The 22740-nt window shown below is 71.8% G+C and carries 14 protein-coding genes, 1 tRNA gene and 1 riboswitch; of the genes, 9 read left to right on the top strand and 6 right to left on the bottom strand.

What is annotated here, in order from left to right; translation table 11 throughout:
* Nucleotides 1-19: 19 nt before the first annotated feature.
* Nucleotides 20-1360: a hypothetical protein gene (locus AB0D12_RS20740; RefSeq protein ID WP_362684596.1), complete on the bottom strand. Its 1341-nt coding sequence runs from the start codon at nt 1358-1360 to the stop codon at nt 20-22.
* Between the two features lie 312 nt (nt 1361-1672).
* Here AB0D12_RS20740 and AB0D12_RS20745 point away from each other — a divergent pair, with 312 nt between their 5' ends.
* From AB0D12_RS20745 to AB0D12_RS20775, 7 genes are all read left to right on the top strand, one after another.
* Nucleotides 1673-2086 (top strand): YciI family protein, encoded by a 414-nt coding sequence (locus AB0D12_RS20745; RefSeq protein WP_362684599.1) that lies wholly within the window; start codon nt 1673-1675, stop codon nt 2084-2086.
* A complete protein-coding gene (locus AB0D12_RS20750) occupies nt 2083-3321 on the top strand; it encodes a sigma-70 family RNA polymerase sigma factor (RefSeq protein WP_362684602.1) in 1239 nt (412 codons plus the stop codon). Before AB0D12_RS20745 ends, AB0D12_RS20750 begins: the two co-directional genes overlap by 4 nt.
* A gap of 339 nt (nt 3322-3660) precedes the next feature.
* On the top strand, nt 3661-4923 hold the full coding sequence (locus tag AB0D12_RS20755; RefSeq protein ID WP_362684604.1) for a hypothetical protein: 1263 nt from the start codon (nt 3661-3663) through the stop codon (nt 4921-4923).
* A gap of 186 nt (nt 4924-5109) precedes the next feature.
* A tRNA-Met gene (locus AB0D12_RS20760) sits at nt 5110-5183 on the top strand.
* 194 nt (nt 5184-5377) lie between these two features.
* Nucleotides 5378-6544 carry a PP2C family protein-serine/threonine phosphatase gene (locus AB0D12_RS20765; RefSeq protein WP_362684607.1) on the top strand — a complete coding sequence of 389 codons (1167 nt, stop codon included), beginning with the start codon at nt 5378-5380 and terminating at the stop codon, nt 6542-6544.
* Nucleotides 6545-6759: 215 nt separating this feature from the next.
* Nucleotides 6760-6915: riboswitch (cyclic di-AMP (ydaO/yuaA leader) on the top strand.
* An 11-nt stretch (nt 6916-6926) separates the two neighbouring features.
* Nucleotides 6927-8000 (top strand): M23 family metallopeptidase, encoded by a 1074-nt coding sequence (locus AB0D12_RS20770; protein WP_362684610.1) that lies wholly within the window; start codon nt 6927-6929, stop codon nt 7998-8000.
* A 97-nt stretch (nt 8001-8097) separates the two neighbouring features.
* A complete protein-coding gene (locus tag AB0D12_RS20775; protein ID WP_362684613.1) occupies nt 8098-9051 on the top strand; it encodes an aldo/keto reductase in 954 nt (317 codons plus the stop codon).
* Here AB0D12_RS20775 and AB0D12_RS20780 read toward each other — a convergent pair.
* From AB0D12_RS20780 to AB0D12_RS20795, 4 genes are all read right to left on the bottom strand, one after another.
* On the bottom strand, nt 9048-10382 hold the full coding sequence (locus tag AB0D12_RS20780) for a PrsW family intramembrane metalloprotease (RefSeq protein ID WP_362684616.1): 1335 nt from the start codon (nt 10380-10382) through the stop codon (nt 9048-9050). The two genes, AB0D12_RS20775 and AB0D12_RS20780, sit on opposite strands and share 4 nt — an antisense overlap.
* A 59-nt stretch (nt 10383-10441) precedes the next feature.
* Nucleotides 10442-11248, bottom strand: a complete 807-nt coding sequence (gene trmB, locus AB0D12_RS20785) for a tRNA (guanosine(46)-N7)-methyltransferase TrmB (RefSeq protein WP_362684619.1) — start codon at nt 11246-11248, stop codon at nt 10442-10444.
* 178 nt (nt 11249-11426) lie between these two features.
* Nucleotides 11427-12683 carry an L-2-hydroxyglutarate oxidase gene (lhgO, locus tag AB0D12_RS20790; protein ID WP_362684622.1) on the bottom strand — a complete coding sequence of 419 codons (1257 nt, stop codon included), beginning with the start codon at nt 12681-12683 and terminating at the stop codon, nt 11427-11429.
* Nucleotides 12684-12760: 77 nt separating this feature from the next.
* The gene (locus AB0D12_RS20795) at nt 12761-14185 is read right to left on the bottom strand and encodes an MFS transporter (RefSeq protein ID WP_362684625.1); all 1425 of its coding nucleotides are present in this window, start codon (nt 14183-14185) and stop codon (nt 12761-12763) included.
* A gap of 747 nt (nt 14186-14932) precedes the next feature.
* On the opposite strand from AB0D12_RS20795, the gene AB0D12_RS20800 reads away from it, so the two are divergent.
* Together AB0D12_RS20800 and AB0D12_RS20805 are read left to right on the top strand one after the other, a co-directional pair.
* Entirely contained in the window at nt 14933-17038 is a 2106-nt protein-coding gene (locus AB0D12_RS20800; RefSeq protein ID WP_362684627.1) for an asparagine synthase-related protein, read from the top strand.
* Between the two features lie 377 nt (nt 17039-17415).
* Nucleotides 17416-20613 (top strand): BTAD domain-containing putative transcriptional regulator, encoded by a 3198-nt coding sequence (locus AB0D12_RS20805; RefSeq protein ID WP_362684630.1) that lies wholly within the window; start codon nt 17416-17418, stop codon nt 20611-20613.
* On the opposite strand, the gene AB0D12_RS20810 is transcribed toward AB0D12_RS20805, so the two are convergent.
* Nucleotides 20600-22645: a sigma-70 family RNA polymerase sigma factor gene (locus tag AB0D12_RS20810; RefSeq protein WP_362684633.1), complete on the bottom strand. Its 2046-nt coding sequence runs from the start codon at nt 22643-22645 to the stop codon at nt 20600-20602. The two genes, AB0D12_RS20805 and AB0D12_RS20810, sit on opposite strands and share 14 nt — an antisense overlap.
* Nucleotides 22646-22740 lie beyond the last annotated feature (95 nt).

Consider the following 22740-nt stretch of genomic DNA (forward strand, 5'->3'; position numbering starts at 1 on the left):
TGCTCCGCCCCACCCCGCATCACCCGCTGCGGGTGCCGGTGTCCTTCGGCGCTTGTGTCCGGCGGCCCGTCGCGGCCAGCAGAGAGGTCACGGCGAGGGCCGCGAGGAGGATCAGGACCAGGAGCAGTACGGTCAGCGCCGTGGGGTGGTTCCACAGGGCGAAGATCAGGGCCAGTACGAGAAGCAGGCCGACGTTGATCCAGCGGCGGTGGCTCTCCGTCCAGGTGCCCACTTCGCCGGTGTGCACTCCGTGCGAATAGCCCCAGCCCGCCACGGAGTCGGCGGTGCGGTCGGCCGTGCCCCGCACCGCGCGGGGCAGTCGGCCGGGTCCGATCAGGTACGCGCCGACAGCGATGATCACGCCAAGCACGATCACGGTGCGGAGTGTGATGCGCAGGAAGTGCAGAAGCGTGTCGTAGACCGCTCCGGCGGCGGCGTGGGACAGCACCTGGGGCGGCAGGTGGCTGAGGTAGTAGCTACGGCCGACGACCAGGGCGATGACAAAGATCAGGCAGGCCAGGGCGGCACCGAGGGCGGTCTTGGCCAGGGCGCGCCTGCGGTGATGGGCGAGCAGCACACCGGCCGCACCGAGGAGCACGGTGATGATCGGCATCCAGTTGCCGATCACATCGAGCGCACGCGCGGCGTTCTGGACCTTGGCGAGCTCGTCGGACTTGAAGAGGACCAGTTGCTTGTTGACGGTGGGAATCTTCGAGGCCGGTTTCAGTCCCGCGTCGACGAGGTCCTTCTTGATGGTCTCCACGGCAGTGCCGACATTGAGGGTGACGGTTCCTTCGTCGACGCCGACCGCTCCGCGCCCCTTGCCGGTGAGCGCGTGATCGACGGCGTTGTGGCCGATCCGGTTGGCGGTGGTCCACACCTTCTTGAACCGGTCGCTCTCGACGAAGCGGCGGGCAACCTTCTCGACCGCCTCGTTGACGGCGGAAGCCACCTGCGGAGCGAAACTCTTGACTGCTTGCGCGGCGAGGGGCGGCAGTCCCTGCGACTGAAGCCAGTCAGCCACATTGGTAGTGAATTCCTTGGCGTCGAAGCGGACGTCCACCGCCTGGACGGCGCGATTCACCGCGGCGTCCTGGATCGCCGGATTGCTCGCCAGGGGAGCGACCGTGGCGACGTACCGGTCGGTGTCGAGCACGATGTCGTGCACCCAGACCGTCACTACGGACACCGGGACGAGAATGCACGTGAGGACGATGAGGACTGCCGATGACACCTTCCTCGCGATCCGCGCCGCCGCCGAACCGCCCGCCGCCGAACCCTGCGGCCGACCGCCCGCCGCCGAGCCCTCCGGCGCAGGTTCCGGTGACGGTTCCTGCCGCGGTTCCGACGAGTTCGTCATCCGTGCTCCTGCGTCAGTGCGGTAGCCGCCGAGGGCTGCTGCCTCCTGATCCATTTCCGCTCATGGCCACGGAGAGGGCACGTCCGGCCGGGCCGAACGGGCGAAACGGGGGATGACTCCACAAGCCGGTCCTGCGGGACGACTCCCACAGGCCGGGCCGCCCGGACACCCCGGACGACGTTCCGGGCGAGTGGTCCTGACGAGTAGTTCCGGAAAATTTCTCCGCGAGGTGTCGAGAATCCGTCATCGGCCGCGACGTCTCCTGTGAAAGTTGCCCGCAAGGGGCGGCAACGCATCCGAGGGAGCGAAACCATGAAGTATCTGGTGATGGTCCAGGGCTCGCAGGCCGACTACGAGGCCATGCGCGGCCAGGCGTCCGCGCACAGCCCGGCCTGGAGCGAGAAGGATCTGCAGGCGATGTTCGCCTTCATGGGCGAGGTCAACAACGACCTCTCCGAGTCGGGCGAGCTCGTCGACGGGAACGGCCTGGCCGAGCCCGCGCAGACCCGCTGCGTCAGTGCCGGCAAGGACGGGAAGCCCGTGATCACGGACGGTCCGTACGGAGAGACCAAGGAACTGCTCGCCGGGTACTGGGTTCTCGACTGCGAGAGCCTGGAGCGGGTCACCGAGATCGCCGCGCGCGTCGCGACGTGCCCGGCGCCCGAGGGGGCTCCCCCCTATCCGGTGGTCATCCGGCCCATCCAGGACGGCGGAGGCTGTGTGTGAGAGGTACGACCGGCATCGAGGACCTGCTGCGCCTGCACGCGCCGCAGGTCCTTGGCGCGCTGGTGCGCCGGTACGGGCACTTCGATCTGGCCGAGGACTCCGTACAGGAGGCGCTGCTCGCGGCCGCGCAGCAGTGGCCCGATGCGGGCCGGCCCGACAATCCGCGCGGTTGGCTGATCAAGGTCGCGTCCCGTCGGCTCACGGAAGCGCTGCGCAGTGACGAGGCCCGGCGCAGACGTGAGGAGACGGTCGCGGCGCTGACGCCTCGAGACGCCTTCACGGCGCCTGCGCCCGGAGAGAGCCGCGCACCGTCCGAGGACGACACTCTCACCCTGCTCTTCCTGTGCTGTCACCCCGCGCTCACCCCGGCCGCGCAGGTCGCGCTCACCCTGCGTGCCGTCGGGGGGCTGACCACGGCCGAGATCGCCCGTGCGCATCTTGTGCCGGAGGCGACCATGGCGCAGCGCATCAGCCGGGCCAAGCAGAAGGTCAAGGGAGTGCCGTTCCGGCAGCCGGGGCGCGAGGACCGCGATCAGCGGCTCGCGGCCGTGCTGCAGGTGCTCTACCTGATCTTCAACGAGGGCTATACGGCGACCTCCGGCAGCGATCTGCACCGCGCTGATCTCGCCGCCGAAGCGATCCGGCTGACCCGGGCCGTACGCCGGCTCCTGCCGCAGGAGGGGGCGGTGACCGGGCTGCTGGCGCTGATGCTGCTCACCGACGCGCGCAGCGCGGCCCGCACCGGACCGCACGGCGAACTGGTTCCGCTCGACGAGCAGGACCGCAGCCGTTGGGACGGGAAGGCGATCGCCGAGGGCAGCGCGCTGGTGGAGGAGGCACTGTCCGAGGGGCCGGCCGGGGCCTACCAGCTGCAGGCGGCGATCGCGGCGCTGCACGACGAGGCGGCTCGTGCCGAGGACACCGACTGGCCGCAGATCCTCGCTCTGTACGACATCCTCGTACGCCGCGCCCCCGAGCCGATGGCCGAGCTCGGCCGCGCCGTGGCCGTTGCCATGGTGCACGGCCCCGAGGCCGGGCTATCCGAAGTCGCCGAGCTGGAGGACCGGTTGGCGGGGCACCATCGGCTCGACGCCGTACGGGCACACCTGCTGGAGAAGGCCGGTGATGCCGAAGGCGCCCGAGCCGCCTACCGGTTGGCGGCACAGCGCACGCTCAGCGTCCCGGAGACGCGCTACCTGCAGATGCGGGCCGCGCGGCTGCTGCCCCCTGCGTAGCCGGACCCGACGACTGGAGGCAACTCCCAGGTCAGAGGCGGATTTTCGCCTTCCGGACGCTGTTGCGAAGCGGTGACAGTACGGGGATTGCCCGGCCGATCTTGAGCGGTGAAGATATGCACATCGCCGCAAGCCGGGACCGTGCAGGGCCGGACAGAAGGCGAACTCTCATCCAGTGCGCTCTGCGAGCTCACCGCTCATTTCTCTTGTCTCGCTCATCTCGCTCATCTCGCTTCACCGTCTGCAGCGGCGCTGTGCCGCGCTGCTCTTACGCACGGCCGACTGTCGCCCATCCACCGGCAGTCCGGCCCCTAGTCGATTCCTTGGGGGGAGTCCACCATGTCCGTTCGCTTCGTCTCCGCCGCCGCGCTCACCGTCGCCGCCGTCGTCGGCACCACCCTTGTCCCGCTCAGCGCCCACGCCGCCCCGGTGGCCTCGAGCAAGCCCCTCACCATCGAGCTGGGCACCCCGGCGCCGTCCGGGCCGCTGACCCGCGGCGGGGCGAGCGAGACCTTCACGTTCACCGTGAAGAACTCCGCGGACAAGGCGGTGGACTTCCAGCCGTGGATGGTCGGCGACACGGACGGCGCGAGCCCCATCGCGGCATCGCACCTCATCTTCGACGTGCAGCCGGTGAACGCCCCGGCCACGGACGAGTTCGTCGGGCAGCAGGACGCGGGCGCGCAGGGCTTTTTCTACCCGGCCGAGAAGGGCAGGAACGCCCCGTTCTCGGTGCCCGCCAAGGGTGAGCTGAGCTGGAAGGTCTCCGTCGGCCTCGGCAAGAACTACCCCTCCAACAACGGCAATCTGAAGCTCCTGGCCGACGACCTGGCCGAGAACACCCAGCGCCAGAACGACGACACCCTGGTCTTCGAGGCCAGCCCGAAGATCAGCACCGGGCCCGCCTCCATGACGCTCGAGACCGACGAGAACGCTCCCATCAAGCCCGGCACGACGGGCAACGTCGACATCGTCCACCAGCTCAAGGGCGGGGTGACCTTCGACTCCGACCTGAGGACCACCCTGGAGGTCGTCGAGGAGCCCGGCTCCGCGGGGAAGATCCCTGAGCTGGTGATCGAGGAGCTCGGCGAGGACGGCAGGTACACCAAGGTCAAGAAGTTCGCGGGCGAGGAGAAGTGGCAGCCGGCGGACATCCGCAAGAGCTACGTCATGCACCGCACTCGCCTTCGCGTGAGCGTCATCGACTTCAAGGGCATCCAGAAGCCGGTCAAGCTCACGCTGCAGGCGACGACGTCGCTCACCGAGGGCAACATCCATCCGTTCCTGGGGGCCCAGGGCAGGATCACGGTCGCCCCCGAGCGCGGCACCGCCCCGAGCGGCAAGCCGACCGCGACCCCCTCCCCGACCGCGACCCCCTCCCCGACCGCGTCCGCCTCGCCCTCCCCGACCGCGACGCCGTCCGGCACCCCGTCGGCCTCCGCCACGACCTCGGCGGCGGCCGTCGCGAACGACCCCGTCACCACCACCGGCGCCCTCGCCAGCACCGGATCGTCCAGCTCCACCTGGTACGCGGCGATCACCGCCGCGGTACTGATCGCGGCCGGCGGCGCGCTCACCGCACTCCGCCTGCGCCGCCGCTGAACAGCGCGCATTGCCGCTGCGCAGCACCCTCAGCAGTTCCGCGTCCGTCGCGGGACGGCCGGCGGCGAGGGTGCTGCGCAGCGTGGGCCACAGCCATACGGAGAGCCTTCGGAGAGGCTTCGGAGCAGACCGCCTCATAAAATGGATTTGATCTTGCTCCGGATGGCGTAAGGTTGTGTTCACCGACGCGGGGTGGAGCAGCTCGGTAGCTCGCTGGGCTCATAACCCAGAGGTCGCAGGTTCAAATCCTGTCCCCGCTACTGCAGCCAGTGGCCCGGCACTCGATCAGAGTGCCGGGCCACTGTCGTACCCGCCCCCAACCGTCCGTACCCGGCCCCAGAGTCGCCATAGCCCGGTTGGCCGACCGAGAGTCGCAGCCCGGCGCGGCTGCGGCCAACCTGGGATGAGGGCGGTAATTTCCGCAGCCGTGGCTGGACTGGTCAGGAGATCACTGGTGGGGCAGCGAGAGCAGGACGGCGGCGCCAGCGCTCACCGTCTTGTCCTCGCGCTGCCCTCGCTGATGATCATTGCCGGCGTGGTCTTCGATCTCCTCACCCCGTCCGAGTACACCGCATCTCCGCTCTTCGCCGCCGCTCCGCTGATCGCCGCGCCGTTCTTCTCCTTTCTTGCCACCTTGCTGACCGGCATCGCCGCCGTCGTCAGTGTGCTGGGTCTGCACGTCTACAACGGCACCCTGACCCTGACCCCGGCGAACACCGAGCTGTTCACCGTGGTCACCGTCGCCGGCCTGGCGCTCTTCATCAACCGGGTGGTACGGCTCAGCGGCAGGCGCCTGGCCTCCGCCCGCGACATCGCCGAGACCGCGCAGCGCGCCGTGCTGCCCACGCCCGCCGACCGGATCGGCGGGCTGCAGATCGCCGCGCGGTACGAGGCGGCGCAGGCGGACGCGTTCATCGGCGGCGACCTCTTCGCCGTGCAGGACACCCCGCACGGTGTGCGGCTGGTCGTGGGCGACGTCCGGGGCAAGGGGATGGGGGCGGTCGAGGCCGTGGCCGTGGTCATCGGGGCGTTCCGGGAGGCCGCAGAGCAGGAGAGATCGATCGAGGGCGTCGCCGGGCGCCTGGAGCGGGCGCTCACGCGTGAGGGGACGAGGCGGGGCAGCCTTGATGTGTTCGAGGGGTTCACCACCGCCGTACTCGCCGAGATTCCGCGTGGCGCGGGCGTGGTGCGGGTGGTGAACCGTGGCCATCCGGAGCCGCTGGTGCTGCACGCCGACGGCGACCTGGACAAGCTGGAGCCGACCGAGCACGCGCTGCCGCTGGGAATGGGTGATCTGGGGACCTTGCCGGACCTGGCGGACGAGTATCCGCTCCCGGCCGGGGCCACGCTGCTCCTCTACACCGACGGGGTGACCGAGGCGCGCAACGCGGACGGTACGTTCTACAACCCCGTCGAGCGGCTCGGCGGCCGGCTCTTCGCCGGCCCCGAGGAGCTGCTGGACGCGATCGTCGACGATGTACGCCTGCATACGGGCGGCGGTCCCAACGACGACATGGCGCTGCTGGCGGTCAGCCGCCCGCTCGACGGGCAGCCGGAGCGCCGCAGGACCGTAGGCGTGATCGAAGGGGAGCAGGAAGACACGGGCCAGTACCGTGTGTAGTCGATGGACACCCCTCCGCACAACATTTGAAGCGCCGTCAGAAGTGCGGTGCGGTCCCGGCATCGATCAAGTCGCCCGACTCCGGCTGCTTGTGTCCCGGTAAGTCCAGGGCATTGTCTTCAATGAATAGTCGGAACAGCTTGGAATCCCGCCCTGGTGTCTATTAACGTTCGATAACGCAGCGCGGTTGTCCCAGCTGTCGCAAGAGACGGCACCGTGCGCACGCGCCGAATCCCGCAAGGGAACCGGGGAACCACCAATTGGGGTGAATCGGGTACCTTTTGCCGCTCTGTTCGCGGTCGAAGCGCTCGTAGGAGACCTTCCTGCTCCGAACCCGTCAGCTAACCCGGTAGGCGAGAAGGAAGGAAAGGAGTACGCCTCCGTGGCGTCCAACAGCCCTGCCCCCGCACCCGAATCCCCCTTTCAATCCGACTTCTTCGGCGACGATGTAGCGGAGCGGGCATGGGAGGAATGGAACCCCACCGAGGACTCCGTTCGTCCGGTGCGCGGCCGGCACCGTGTCATGAAGCAGCGCGGCGGACTCGCCCGAAGCTCCACGGTGCTCGGCGTCGGTGTGATCGCAGCGGTCGGCGCGGGCGGCATGGCCAGCGCGCAGGACAAGCCGCCGGTCTCCATATCGCTGCCGGACCTTCCGGACTCGATCAAGGACAAGCTGCCCGACGCCGCGTCACTGCCGGGTGTGGGTGCCTTCATGTCCGACGGCGCCGACGCGCAGTCGGGGAACGCGAACACCTCGCCGCTCACGGCGATGACCCTCGCCGCGGACGACGGCACCGAGGCGGACACGGGCGCGGCCGGCGCCGGTGAGGCCCTGCGCGCCCGCATCCTTCAGCAGGCCGATCAGCAGCGGGCCGAGGCGGACGCCGGGGCCAAGTCGGCCGCGGAGAAGCTCGCGGCCGAGAAGGCCGCGGCGGAGGCGAAGCAGCAGCAGACGGCGGCGGAGGCGAAGGCCGAGGCCGCGAAGCAGAAGGCCGAGGCGGCCGAGGCGGCCGCGGAGGCCAAGGCGGAGGCGGAGCGGCTCGCCAAGCTGGCCGCGAACTTCGCGCTGCCCACCTCCGCGTACACGATCACCTCCACCTTCGGCGAGGCCGGCTCCATGTGGTCCTCGGGCTACCACACCGGCCTGGACTTCGCCGCCCCGACGGGCACGCCGGTCAAGGCGGTGCACGGCGGGACCGTCAAGTCGGCGGGCTGGTCGGGCTCGTACGGCTACCGCACGGTCCTGGAGCTCGAGGACGGTACGGAGGTCTGGTACTGCCACCAGTCGTCGATGTCGGTCAGCGTGGGTCAGAAGGTGACGACGGGCGAGACGATCGGCCGCGTGGGCGCGACCGGCAATGTCACGGGCCCGCATCTGCACCTTGAGGTGCACACCCCGGGCGGTTCGGGCATCGACCCGATGGCCTGGCTCCAGGGCAAGGGCCTCACTGTCTGATCGAGCGCCGCAGTGCCCGGCAGTCCTGGCGTGAGCACTTCACGGCAGTCCTGGCGTGAACGGAATAGCGCGGCCCGGTCTGGCTGTTGATCAAGGTATGACTTCCCTCCGTACCCTTGGCTCCTCAGGCCTGGCCGTCTTTCCGCTCTGCCTCGGCGGCAATGTCTTCGGCTGGACCGCCGACGAGAAGCAGTCCTTCGCCGTGCTCGACGCGTACGTGGCCGCCGGCGGCAACTTCATCGACACCGCCGACGTCTACTCCGCGTGGGGGCCGGGCAACGAGGGTGGCGAGTCCGAGACCGTCATCGGCAACTGGCTTGCCGCGCGCGGCAACCGTTCCGAGGTCGTCGTCGCCACCAAGGTCGGCGCCCACCCCCAGTACAGGGGCCTCTCCGCCACCAATATCGCGGCCGCGGCCGAGGAGTCGCTGCGCCGGCTGCGTACCGACTACATCGACCTGTACTACACGCACTTCGACGACCCGGCCGTCCCCGTCGAGGAGATCATCACCGCCCTCGACCAGCTGGTGAAGGACGGCAAGGTCCGCGCCATCGCCACCTCCAACCTCAGCGTCGAGCGGCTCCAGGCGTCCCTGGACTTCTCGGAGCGCGAGGGTCTGGCCCGCTACTCGGTGCTGCAGCCGCACTACAACCTCGTCTCGCGCGAGACGTACGAGGGTGAGCGCCAGGATGCGGCCGCCCGCGCCGGTCTCGCCGCCGTCCCGTACTACTCGCTCGCCTCCGGCTTCCTCACCGGCAAGTACCGGCCGGGTGCGACGGTGCGGAGCCCACGGGCCGAGGGCGCGGCCGGGCATCTGAAGACCGAGCGGGGCGTGGCCGTGCTCGCCGCGCTGGACAAGGTCGCCGAGGCGCGCGGTGCCGAGATCGCGACTGTCGCGCTCGCCTGGCTGGCCGCGCAGCCGACCGTCGCCGCGCCGATCGCCTCGGCCCGTACGGTCGAGCAGCTGCCCGCCCTGCTGGCGGTCGCAGACCTGGAGCTGAAGGCCGAGGAGCTGGCCGAGCTGACGGCGGCGTCCGCCTGGGGCGTCTAGGAGCGGTACGGGTTGTAGCCGCCGTAGTCGCGGTACGGGGGTGGCACCCACACCCGGCCCGTCGCCCGTGCCGCGTAGGTCAGTGCGGGCGCGGCCACCTCCTTGCGCTGCCACAGGTGGTGCAGCAGCTCCTGCTCGCGCTCAACGAAGTCAGGGCCCGCCGCGCCGCGGTGTGCCCGGTGGCGCAGAAAGGCCAGGGAGGTCGCGAACGTCTCGTACTCCGATACGGCGTGCGCCGCGGCCGGTCCGTAGGTCCGCCGCGCGAAGTCGCGCGCCATCGTGCGTGCCCGCATCGAGGAGAGCGCGCGCGGTTCGTCCCCCGCGAGCCAGCCCGCCGCGGCGTACGCGGGCAGCTCGGCGGATATCGTGCGCAGCTCGCGCTGCCGCGTCCAGATCGCCAGCCAGGTCAGCAGGCCGAAGGCCGGCACCATGAACGCCCCGTACACGCCGTAGAAGCCCAGCGGGCCGAACAGCGACGACGCGCCGTTCCACAGGGCGTGCATGCCCATGGCGAGGACGAGACCGAGCAGCGGCAGTGCGACGCGGCGGATCTTCTGGCGCTGTGCGGCGAGCGCGGCGATCCCGAAGCCGATGCCCGTCAGCACCGTGAAGAGCGGATGTGCGAACGGCGACATCACGACGCGTACGAAGAAGGTCGCCGCGGTCATCGAGGCGAGGCCCGAGGTGCCTATCTCCTGGTCCTCGCCGAAGGCGTTGCCCAGATAGAGGATGTTCTCGGTGAAGGCGAAGCCGGTCGCGGTGAAGCCGGCCACGACGACGCCGTCGACGATTCCGGTGAAGTCCCGTCTGCGGAAGATGAAGATGAGCAGGACCGCAGCAGCCTTCGCGCTCTCCTCGACGATCGGGGCAATCACCGTCGCGCCGAGGGTGTCGGCGCTCGCCGGATCCGCGGTGGCGGTGGCTATCCAGCGGGTGGCGAAGGAGTTCGCGATGATCGCGACGAGGGCGGCGGCGAAGGCGCCCCACGCGAAGGCGAAGAGCAGATTCTTCCAGGGGCCCGGTTCGACGCGGTCCAGCCAGCGGAAGGCCGCCATCAGGAGCGGGACGGGCAGCGTCGCGAGGCCCAGGCCGACCAGGAAGCCCTGGGTGCCCGTCTGCTCACGTACGAGCGAGAGGATCACCAGGCCGGAGAGGGCGAGGAACGTGATCAGCACTCCGGCCCGGACCGCCTTGCTGTGCCAGAGCCGGGAGACGCGGCGCGGCTTGTAGCGCCACCGGGAACGCTCCGGCACGGCGTCGAACAGTGGCTGCTGATCGAACGCCGGGACCGCCGGATGCGGTGGGAGGTGCTGCGGGGACGACTCGGACACCCATTGACCCTAACGAGGGCCGCTGACACTGGCGATGGTGCCCGGGGTCCTACTGAGGGTTACGCGTCCGGAATCGTGGTGCCCACCCGTCGGCGGAACAGCAGGTCGTGCACCTTGTGGCCCTTGTCCAGGCCCTGCCCCTCGAATCGGGTGAGCGGGCGGAACGAGGGGCGGGGGGCGAAGCCGCCGTCCTCCTGGGTGTTCTCGAAGTCCGGGTGCGCGGAGAGCACCTCGAGCATCTGCTCGGCGTACGGCTCCCAGTCGGTCGCGCAGTGGAGGACCGCGCCGGGCTTCAGGCACTGCGCGGCGAGGCTGAGGAATTCGGGCTGGATCAGCCTCCGCTTGTGGTGGCGCTTCTTCGGCCAGGGGTCGGGGAAGTAGACGCGCATCCCGTCGAGCGAGCGGGGTGCGAGCATCTCCCTGAGCAGGATGATCGCGTCACCGTTGGCGACCCGGATGTTGGACAGTCCGTTCCGCTCCGCGAGACCGAGCAGATTGCCCTGCCCGGGAGTGTGCACGTCGACGGCGAGAATCCCGGTGCCGGGGTCCTCGGCGGCCATCTGCGCCGTGGCCTCGCCCATCCCGAACCCGATCTCGAGGACGACGGGCAGTCCGCCGAACATCTCGTCGAGGTCGAGGACGCGGTGCCCGTCGATGTCCATGCCCCAGATCGGCCACAGCCGCTCCAGCGCATCGGCCTGCCCGACGGTGACGCGGCTGCGACGTGGCTGGAAACTGCGAATGCGCCGCTCATGATGCGACCCGGCGGGATCGGCAGCGGGCCCACCGGGAAAGCGGGGCTCGCCCTTGGCGCGTATGGGGGGCCGGGGGGCGTCGTCAGAAGTGGGGTTTCGGAGCTCAGACACAGTGGCTTGATTCTACGGCGGCGGCGGGGGTGACCTTCGCCGGGAGCCGAGCCTGGGGGGCTGGGCCTTGGCGGGCTGAGCCTGGGGGCTGGGCCTGGGAGCCGAGCTTGGAGAGCGGAGTCTGGGGCTGGGCCTGGGTGCGGGTGCCCGTCCCCCGCGGGCGGGACCGGGGCCGTCGTTACCTCCCCGCACGCACCAAGCGGCCGTCCGCCAGCGCCGTCAGGGCCCTGCGTGCGACCTCTCTGCCGATGGGCAGGGACGCCGTCGCCGCCGGGGACGGCGCGTTCAGCACATGCACCGTGCGTGGCGCCTCGCGGATCAGGAAGTCGTCGGCCAGTGTGCCGTCCCGCAGGACCGCCTGCGCCCGTACGCCCGACGCAGCCGGGCGCAGATCGTCCGCCGTCACCGCCGGCAGCAGCCGCCGTACCGCCGTCGCGAACGCGCGCTTCGACAGCGAGCGGTGCAGCTCACCCGCGCCGTACCGCCAGTGCCTGCGGGCTATCCGCCACGTCCCCGGCCAGCCGAGCGTCCCCGCCAGTTCCAGCGGTCGTACCGCCGACCAGCTGTAGCCCTCGCGGGCCAGTGCCGGGACCGCGTTCGGGCCGACATGGACGCCACCGTCGATGCCGCGCGTCAGATGGACCCCGAGGAAAGGGAACGCCGGGTCCGGCACCGGGTAGATCAGTCCGCGTACGAGATCGGGGCGGGCCAGCTCGTAGTACTCACCCCGGAAGGGGACGATCCGCATGCCCGGCTCGTCGCCCGCCAGCAGCGCGACCCGGTCGCACTGCAGCCCCGCGCAGTTCACCAGCACCCTCGCCCGGGCCACCGTCCCCGATGCCGTGCGCACCGCGACGCCCCATGCGCGGCGGTCGATGGCAGTGACCTGCTCGTCGTACCGGATGTCCGCGTTGGACGCCGCCGCGAGCTGCGCCGCCACCGCCCCGAAGTCGCACACCCCCGTCGTCCCGACATGGATCGCCGCGAGCCCGCGCGCCTGCGGCTCGTACTCCGTGATCTGCGCCGCGCCCAGCTCTCGTACCGGAATGCCGTTCTCACGGCCGCGCTGGACCAGGGCGTGCAGCCGTGGCAGCTCGTCCCGCCCCGTCGCGACGATCAGCTTTCCGGTGACCTTGTGCTCGATGCCGTACTCCGCGCAGAACTTCACCATCTCCGCCGCGCCGCGCACCGCGAACCGCGCCTTCAGCGACCCCGGCCGGTAGTAGATCCCGCTGTGGATCACTCCGCTGTTCCGCCCGGTCTGGTGCCTGGCCGGGCCCGGTTCCTTCTCCAGGACCGTCACCCGGGTCCCGGGAGCCGCGCGCGTCAGCGCATACGCCGTCGACAGGCCGACGATCCCGCCGCCGATCACCAGCACGTCACAGTCGAAGCCATGCCCGTGGACCTGCCCGAAGCCCTGCCCGGACGCCGTCACCGCGTCACCTCCCACCCCGATAGTGCACTGGCCCACTGACAACGGCCTTAAACCAGCTGAACCAGGGGGTTCGTGCCCTACGCCGGAGCGACCAGCAGTGGCCTGGCCCGCTCCCGCAGCTCCGCGACCCGCGGCTCGTCGCCGTACGGCTCGAGTCGGTGCAGCAGATCCCGTACGTACTCCGTGGTCCGCGCCGAGGAGATCCGCCCCGCGACCTCCACCGCGCGCGTGCCCGCCGCGCACGCCGCGTCCAGATTCCCGGACTCCAGCTCGGCCACGGCCGACACCACGAGCCGCAGCCCGTGCGACCGTACGAACTCCTCCGTCGGCCGCGACAGCGCCTGCTCCGTGAAGCGACGCACCTGGCGCGGCGCCTTCAGATCGCGGTAGCACTCGGCAGCGTCCGCGGCGAACCGGTCGTACGAGTAGAAGCCCAGCCACGTCGGGTCGGCATCGCCCGCCCGCGAGCGCTCCAGCCAGCCCTCCGCCGCTTTCAGCGCGCCTCCGGCCGCCACCGCGTCGCTCGCCTTCGCGTGCGCCCGCGCCTCCACCAGCCGGAAGAAGCTCATCGTGCGGGCGGTGGCGAGGCCGCGATTGCGCTCGAGCGCCGCCTGCGCGAGATCCACGCCCTCGTCCGCGAATCCGCGGTACGTCGCCTGCAGCGACATCGAAGCCAGCACATAGCCGCCTAACGGAACATCCGCGGCCGCGCGGGCCAGTCGCAGCGCCTGGATGTAGTACCGCTGCGCCGCCTCCTGCTGCCCGGTGTCGAAGGCCATCCACCCGGCCAGCCGGGTCAGCTCGGCGGCGGCACCGAACAGCGCCCGGCCCACTTCGTCCGAATAGGAGCCGAGGAGCAGCGGGGCCGCGTCAACCCGCAGACACTCCGGCACCATCGACGAACGCCAGTCCCCGCCGCCGTACTTGGAGTCCCAGCGGCGCGCGTCCTCCGCCGCCTCCCGGAGTTTGGCCACATCGCTGTGGCCCACGCGGGCGGGAGTGTCCTCCGCGGTGTCCACCGACACGGACCGCTCGACCGAGGAGTCGGCGGGCGTTATCAGCCAGCGCGACGCGGGCGTCGCGTAAGCGCTCACTGCGAAGGAACCGGCCAGCGACTGCCAGATGCCGCCGCTGCCGGCCCGCCGGCCCGCCAGATCGAGGCGGTAGAGCTCGGTGGCTGATTTCACCGCCTCGCCCACATCGCGCGGGAAGGCGAGCCCGACCTCGGGGGCCGGGTCGGCGTCCGCCAGACCGATCTCGTGCAGCGGCACCGGACGCCCGAGCTTGGCGCCGATGGCCGCGGCGATGAGATGGGGCGCGGCGCCCTGCGGCACCATGCCCTTCGACACCCACCTCGCCACGGATGTCTTGTCGTAGCGAAGGGTCAGACCGCGCTGCGCGCCGAGGTCGTTGACGCGCCGGGCCAGGCCGGCGTTGCTGATTCCCGCGAGGGCGAGAACGGTGCCGAGTTTGTCGTTCGGCCCGCGTTGCTCCCTGGACATGCGCCACCCCTCGACACACAGACGGCCGCCGCGTCGCTGCTGGGCGCACGGCATTCGTGCTGTGTCCTCCCCTGGTGAACAGCTCCGGACAGCTCAGGGATCCCGGCTGCAAAAGCTCCTGGCCGAACCCCTCGGAATATGCGCCCCTGGGGAGAACATCAGTAAACACAGCGTAGTTCGCCGCATCCCGACCGTTAAGGGGCGGTGTTCCCTATGGCGAGATTGTTGTGCGTTGGAGCAGACGATCTGCCGACGGCGCCTCGTCGTCGTGCTCCGGGTGTGTGGCCGTGCGCCCGTCCGTGCGCTCTGGCCGCGCTGGGTGGGGGAGCGCTTCCATGAGTGCTGCGTGGGTCGGCCCACTGAGTATCGGAACCAGTGGGCTGGGGGACACCGCCGCCTCAATCCCCGCGGGCGGCGGACGGGTCCGGGGGGCGAACAGCGCCTCCCGGACTGTCGTATGCACGGGTGAGGCACACATGTGCGGCACGGAGAATGGCTGAATGCCGACTGTCCTCCATGCCCGTTTTACTCCCGTCTGAGCGCTGGCCGCTCGCCCCTTCCTCCTCCCGGCCGTCGTCAAATCGCCAATGCCAGGGGCGCGTTCCCTTTTTGCGCGCGCTACCCGGAGCCCCTCCTGTGCGCCGCCTTCGTGGCAGCATGTTCCCGAACGGCTGAGGCCCGAGCGGTTACGGCCCGGTGGTCCGAGGTCCGGTGGGTCTGAGTTTGTCCACAGCCTGTGGAGGCGGCATGCGGTGGTTGGTGGGCTGGAGCAGTATCGCCGCAAACTTCGGTACGGCCGGGGCCGTCGGCACGTCCGACGACGCCGGCACCGTCCACCCCGTCGGTGCCCAACTCCTGTGGGGAGACCCGGATCCGCTCTGGGCGGTCGGCGACTGGCGCCCCGACGAGGTGCGCGTCGTCACCGTCGACCCCTTCACCAAGCTCGCGGTCCTCGGCTGCTGCGCGGCCAGCGACGAGGAGCTGAAGGTGGGGCTCTTCGCGGCGCGCGGCGGGGCGCTGCGGCATCTGACCGCCTGGGCCGGCAGCTACACCGCCGTCGTACAGGTCGGCCGCCGGATCACGATCGCCGGCGACCTGGCCGGGGCGAGACCTGTCTTCCACACGCCGTGGGCGAACGGCACCGCGTACGCCACCGCCGCGCTCCCGCTCGCCGATCTCATCGAAGCGCAGCTGGACATCGGGCACTTGGCGGCACTGCTCGCCTGTCCGGAGACACCGGAGGCGCTGCGCGACTCGACTCCGTACGACGGTGTGAAGCGCATCCCGCCGGGGCACGCGCTGATTCTGCGCGAGGGCTCGCGTGAGATCACCGGGTACGAGCCGGTGGCGTCCCTCGCCGTCGCCGGGCCGCAGATCGAGGCGGAGCGCGCCATCGACGGCGTACGCGACGCACTGATCGAGGCGGTACGGGCCAGGCTCACCGCGCCGCGGCACGCGCCCGAGACGCTGCCGACGGATCCCGGGCCGGTGCCGGGGATGGGTCCGGCGGAGCGGCGGGCCGCCCGGAGCGGCCGGGCCGGGCCGACGCCAGGGATCGGCGCGGACCTGTCGGGCGGCAGCGCGTCCGGCACGCTGGCGCTGCTGGCGGCGGGGCTGCCGGGCAGACCGGGCACGGTACTCGGCCATGGGACGGGCGCGGGCGAGCGGCTGCTGGCGGTCACCTTCAACGATCTGGCCACGGGCGGGCGCGAGGACGAACTGGAACGGGCGCGGGCGATCGCCTCCAACCCGCGGCTGCACCATGTGGTGGTCGCGGCGGCGGAGGAGGGGCTGCCGTACGCGAGCCTGGACGCCGGGCCTCTGACGGACGAGCCGGCTCCGTCGCTGATCACCGCGGAACGTCACCGCGGACGGCTGGCCGCGGGCAGCGCGGACCACTTCACGGGGGCGGGCGCGCGGCAGGTGCTTGACGCGCATCCGGCGCGCCTCGCGGACCTGCTGCTGGACCGGCGGCGGCGTCATCTGGTGCGTCCGGTCACGGCGTTGGCACGCGCCGAGGGCCCTTCGCCGCAGTCGCTGTTCATCCCGCTGACGGTGTACCGGGCGGCGCGGCGCCTTGCCCGTACGCCGTACCGCACCGGCCTGGAGACGGCGGCGGACCGGCTGCTGGAGGCGAACCGTCCCGGCCGCGCACTCTCCAACGGTCCGCTGGGCGCGTCGCTCGCCGCCCTGGCCTGGTCGAGGCCGGGTCCTGCGGCGCGCTGGCTGACGGGCGAGGCGCTTGCTGAAGTATCGGTTCGTCTGATGGAGGGGGCGACGCGGCCGACGTCCGTGCAGCGCCCCGGGGAGGCCCGGGCGCGTGCAGCGCTGGCCCGCCACGCGACGGACCAGCGGATCCTGGAGCAGGCGGCGGAGATCCGCAGTCAGCGCCTGCACGCCCCGTTCCTCGACAACCAGGTCGTGCGGGCCTGCCGCGACCTCCCCGAAGCGCTGCGGGTCCGGCCGGGCGCCCGCGCTGCGATTCTCCGCGCGGTGCTGGCGGGCGCGGGCATCCACGATCTGCCCCCGGGCTGGGGCGCGACGACGCACGCTTCGTCGACGGCGGCGGCACGGAAGGGTCTGCAGGTGTCGCTCCCGCACCTGATCGCCTTGTTCGACGCGCCGCTGCTGGCGGACGCGGGCCTGGTCGAGGCCCGGGTGGTCCGCAAGGCGCTGCGTGCGGCGTCGGAGGGCGAACCGGTGCCGCTGGACGGGCTGGCGGACCTGATCTCTACGGAGCTGTGGCTGCGGAGGTTGCTCTCGCGGAGGGGCACGTGCTGGACGGGCACGGCGGCTCCACGCCAGCGGGCGGTGGCGGGAGGGGTCCCGCCGAGACCGACACTGCGGTCGTAGGGAGCGGGTCGCCTTGCGGGCGGGCGGGGCGGGGTCGTGGTGCCCGGTCTTGGGTGGGTGGCCGCGCCCGGGGGGCTTTCCCGGGGGCTTTCCCGGGGGTGCCCGGTCTTGCTGCGGTGGCCGTTTGGGGGCCGCTCCGGGGTTGCGCCGGGACTGCGTGATCTACGGCGCGTCGGGGGTGGTCGGAGGGTGACTGTTCCTTGTGCGCCACACATCACGCTCCACGTCCCGGCTCCACCCGCTGCGCGTCCCCCGCCCCTGAACGCCACAGGCCCGCCCGCGCCGAGCGGGTGTGGCCGGGGAACTGCGCCGGGGAGACACCCCCACGCCCCCGAACCCCACCGGCTCCACCGCGCCCCCGGTCCACAATGGGGCCCGTGCGGTATCTCATCCTCGGCGTCACCGAGGCACGTGACGAGCGCGGCGGCGTCCTGCCCCTCGGTGGGCCGCGGCTCCGGCGGCTGCTTGCCGCGCTCGCTCTGCGGGTCGGCCGCGCCGTGCCCGTCGGCGAGCTCGTCGACGACGTATGGGGCGGCGAGCCACCGCACGACGCCCCCGCCGCCCTCCAGGCCCTCGTCGGACGGCTCCGGCGCGCCCTCGGCAAGGACGCCGTCGAGAGCGCCCCCGGCGGCTACCGTCTCGCCGCTGCCAAGGACGACGTCGACCTGTACGTGTTCGAGCGCCTCACCCGCCGGGCCACCGCCGAACTCGCCGAGCCGGAAACCGCCGCCCGCACCCTCCGTACCGCCCTCGCCCTCTGGCGCGGCCCCGCGCTCGCCGATCTGCCCGACGGGGAGCACGCCGCCCGCCCCGAGGCCCAACGGCTCGCCGCGATCCAGCAGCGCATCACGGCCGACCTCGGGCGCGGTGCCACCCAGACCCTCGTACCGGAGCTGCAGGAGCTCACCGCCGCGCACACGTACCACGAGCCGCTCCGCGCGCTGCTCATCCGCGCGCTGCGCGCCGAGGGCCGCCAGGCCGACGCCCTTGTCGCGTACGAGGAGGCCCGCCGCGCACTCGCCGACGGCCTCGGCGCCGACCCCGGGCCCGAACTGACCTCGCTGTACGGGGAGTTGCTCCACGCTCCCGTACCGCCCGAGCACCCGCGGAGCCACGGCAATATCCGCCCCCGCCTCTCCTCGTTCGTAGGCCGTGACAGCGAACTCCGTGCCATCCGTGCCGACGTGACCCGCTCCCGCCTCGTCACCCTCACCGGCCCAGGCGGGTCGGGGAAGACCCGTCTCGCCGAGGAGGCCGCCCCTGCCGCCGCCCCCCACGGCGCCTGGCTTGTCGAGCTCGCACCCCTCGACGACCCCTCCGCCCTGCCCGGCGCCGTGCTGTCCGCGCTCGGTCTGCGTGAGACCACCCTCATCGCCCGCGAGGCCCAGCCCCTGCCCGCCGACCCCACCGACCGGCTGGTCGAGCACCTCGCCCACCGCCCTTTCCTCCTCGTACTCGACAACTGCGAGCATGTCGTCGACGCGGCCGCCGAACTCGCCGAGACCCTCCTCACCCACTGCCCCCACCTGCGCATTCTCGCCACCAGCCGGGAACCACTCGGTGTGCCGGGCGAGTTGGTGCGCCCGGTGGAACCGCTGCCGGATCCGATGGCGCTGCGGCTGCTCGCCGAGCGGGGCGCGGCGGCCAGGCCCGGTTTCCGTATCGACGCCGATGAGGCCACCGCCGCCGCGGCCGCCGAGATCTGCCGTCGTCTCGACGGACTGCCGCTCGCCATCGAACTCGCCGCCGCCCGGCTGCGGATGCTCACCCCGCGCCAGATCGCCGACCGCCTGGACGACCGCTTCCGCCTGCTGACCAGCGGCAGCCGCACCGTACTGCCGCGCCAACAGACCCTGCGCGCCGTCGTCGACTGGTCCTGGGACCTCCTGGAGGACCCCGAACGCACCCTCCTGCGCCAACTCGCCGTCTTCGCCGGCGGCTGGGATCTCCCCGCCGCCGAAGCCGTCCGCGACGAAGACGCCGCCGCCCACCTCGGCGCACTCGTCGACAAGTCCCTCGTCACCGCCACACCCACCAGCGACGGCGAGATGCGCTACCGGCTGCTGGAGACCATCCACGAGTACGCCACGGAGCGCGCCGCGGAGACCCCGGCCGTACGGGACGCCGCGGCCCGCGCCCACACCGCCCACTTCGCCGCCCTCGTCGAGGAGGCCGAACCGCGCCTGCGCTCCGGCGACCAGCTCCCCTGGATCGGCCGCATCGAAGCCGACCTCGACAACATCCGCGCCGCCGTCCACCGCGCCGTTGTCGAGACCCGCGACGAAGAGACCGCGCTGCGCCTGGTCTTCGGGATGGGCTGGTTCTGGTGGCTGCGCAACTACCGCGCCGAAGGTTTGTCCTGGGTGGAGCGCACCGTACGCCTCGGCCCGGACCCGGTCGACGAGGACGACCCCCGTTACTGGCCCCGGATGAATCTGGTCATGCTGAGGTTCTTCCTCGCCGTGGAGAGCCGACCGGCCGAGATGCTGCGGGAGAATGCCGAGCTGATGGCCCTGCTGCGCCGTGTGCAGGACGCCTTCAGCCGGCCGGGACCGGAGGCCGCACGCTTCCCCGGACTGCTCTGGCCGATGGCCTCGTACCTCACCGGCGACGCGCAGGAGGTCCGTGAGCTGATGGATGCCGCCGTCGTCAACGCCCGTGCGTACGGCGGCGAGTGGGAGTACGGCGTCACGCTGATGTTCCGCACCCACCTGGTCGTCGACATGCCCGGCGGCATGCCCGGCATCGACGAGGACCTCGCCGTGCTGCGCGAGGTGAGCCGCCGTGTCGGCGACCGCTGGATGCGTGCGCAGGTGGCGAGCGCGGCGGCCGAGGCGGGAATGATGCGCGGCCGGTACGCGGAGTCCCGCATCGCGTACGAGGAGGCGCTGGTACTCGCCCGCGAGGTCGGCGCATACGCCGAAGCCCCGTTCCTCATTGCCCGCCTCGCCGAACTCACCTACCGCGCCGGTGACACCGCGGCCGCCGAGAAGGGCTTCGACGAAGCGGCCGAGGAGGCGGAGCGCTACCACGTCCAGGACACCCGCGCCTATGTCTGCATGATGCGCGCGGTCATCGCGCTGGAGCGCGGCGAGATACCCCGGGCCCGCAGCCTGATGGACCAGGCACGCGAACTGAGCGGGCACGGCAGCCCGCCACCACAATTCGCGGCGGTGCTCGACGGTGTGGACGCCGGGATCGCCGCGTACGAGCCGGCGACCGGGCCGGCAGCGGCGCTACAGGGCCTGGCGGCCGCACTCCGGAAGGCGCGCGACGCCCACTGCGCGGAGTTCATCACCGCGCTGCTGGCCGACAGTGCCGCGAGCGTACTCACGCTGGACGGCCAACTCCCGCTCGCCGTCCAGGTCCTGGCCGCCACCGACACCTGGCGCTCGGACAGCCCCCGCTCCGTACCGGAACAGACAGACGCCGACCAAATCCGCTCGCGCGCCCGTGCCGAGCTCGGAATCCGGCGCTACGAGAACGAGTGCGCAGCGGGCCGCGCTCTCACCGTCACCCAGGTCATCGACCTCCTGGAGGACGCGGGGGAGCCGGAACCGGTCAGCGGCAGCTGATCTGCGACTGGGCCCAGTCCACGAGCGCCACCGAATCCAACGGCGTGTGCGGGTCCACGACCAGCCGGAACGTCTTCTGCCCGGCGATCGGCACATGCGCCGGTACGGCCGCGGCTCCGGCGCGCATCACCGGGGACCGCCACAGCCGCCCACCGCCCCCGTACACCGAGAAGCGCACCGCCGCCGGGCCCAGAGTCAGATTGTCGATCCCGACCATCGCGTCAAAGGTGCTGCACTGGCGGTTGAGGTCAATGGTGACGGAGGACGCGGCGTGCACGGTCACCCCGTGCGCGTACCGCGTGCCGCCGATGGACATGCCCCAGCGCTGCCAGAGCCAACTGCTCCGGCCGAGCCGCACCTCGGGCCTGGTGTGGTCGCCGAAGACGCCGTACTCCAGCTGGTTGACCTGGTACACCCGCGCGGCCGGCGGAGGCGGCGGGGTGGGCTTGGGCTGGGGTTTGGGCCTGGGGTCCGGCGTGGACGTCGGCGGGGCCGGGGCGTTGGGCTTGGAAGGCGTCGGCGTCGGCTTCGTCGTGGGGTTCGTCGTGGGATTCAGAGGCGTCGGCTTCGGGGACGGCTTGTCCGGAGGCGCTGGCTGCTCCGGCCCGGGCTGCTCCGACCCGGGCGGGGCCGGAAACTTCGGCTTCGGTGACGGAGTGGGCTTCAGCGGTAGAACGGGCTCCTCGGCCGGGTGCTTCGCCTCGTGCTTCGGAGCGGGCTCGGGATCGTGGGCGAGGGCCCACATCAGTCCGGCGGCCGCCGCCACGGCCACTGTCGCCGCGATGCCCGCTTTCGCCAGGGCGCCAAGACCCTCCGACGCCGCGGCCCCACCAGCTCCACCGGCCGCGCCCCCGGAGGCCCCCGAGGCACCCACGCCCCCCGAGGCACCCACGCCCCCCGAAGCGCCCGCGCCTCCGGAGGCAGCGGCACCAGCTCCCGCTCCCGCAGCGCCGGCGGCCCCGGCCGCCACGATCCCGGAGGCCTTGAGCGAGTACCCGGCGGCGAACCAGCCGATGACCGCGACCGGAAGCAGCGCCGGAATCCCGGCGTTGACATGCGCCAGCTCGCGCGCTGCGAGCCGGCACCTCGCGCACTCTTCCAAGTGCTTGCGCAGTCCGCGCTCGGCCCGCATCCGCAGACCCCCGCGGGAGTACGCCCCCAGCCGGTCGGCGTACCGGGCGCAGTCGCCGCCCGAGGTGAGCGCGGAACTCACATGGGCCTGCAGATATGCCTGCTTGAGGCCCTCGCGCGCCCGGCCGGCCAGTACCGCCGTGGCATTGGCGGTCAGCCCGAAGAGCGGCGCGACCTCGCTCGGTGACTCCTCCTCGACGGTGGTGTGCCAGAGCACTGCCTGCCAGCGCTCGGGCAGCGAGCGGAAGGCCTGCAGGGCCAGCGACTGCTCGGCTTCATGCATCGCCCGCACATCGGCGCCGAGGCCGAGGGTGCCGTCGCTCGCCGCGTCGGAGCTACGGGCGGCCTCCACGGCGAACACCGCGAAGTCCTCTACCAATTGCTCCCGCCGCGCCGTTTTCATCCAGGCCGCGGCCACCCGCCGGACCGTCGTGAGCAGATACGCCCGTACCGCCTGCTCGGGCCCCGCACCTCCGCGCACCGCCTGCAGCGTCCGCGCGAACACCTCGGCCGTCAGATCGTCGGCGGTGTGCGCGTCCCGGCAGCAGGTGCGCGCGTACCCGCGGACGGCGCCGGAGTGGCGGCGGAACAGTTCCTCGTAGGCGCTGTCGTCGCCCTCCCGCGTGCGCCGGATCAACTCGGCGTCGGACGACGGCAGCTCAGGGCGAGGCCGCGGTACGGACTCGAGCCCGGCACCCCCGCGCTGCGACGGTACGGTGCACTCCTCCGGGCCACCCTCGGCAGGGCCTGGCGCTCCGGCCGGACCGGAAGGACCACCAGGACCGGACGCACCCGAAGACCTACCGGGCCCGGCCTGGCTCGGCACCTGTCGAGAGGGCAGACCGGCCGAATCCGAAGCGCCCGTACCACCGAGTGACTCGTCCCGACCGTCACTGCTCATCGCGGAAGCCCCCGTAAGCACCCTCGGACCCGAACACCGGGCCAGAGTGCCACAGAGTGCCAGTTCATCTAACCCTTATGTCCGGCAACCACTCA

The sequence above is a fragment of the Streptomyces sp. NPDC048479 genome (genome assembly GCF_040651435.1).
GTDB lineage: Bacteria > Actinomycetota > Actinomycetes > Streptomycetales > Streptomycetaceae > Streptomyces.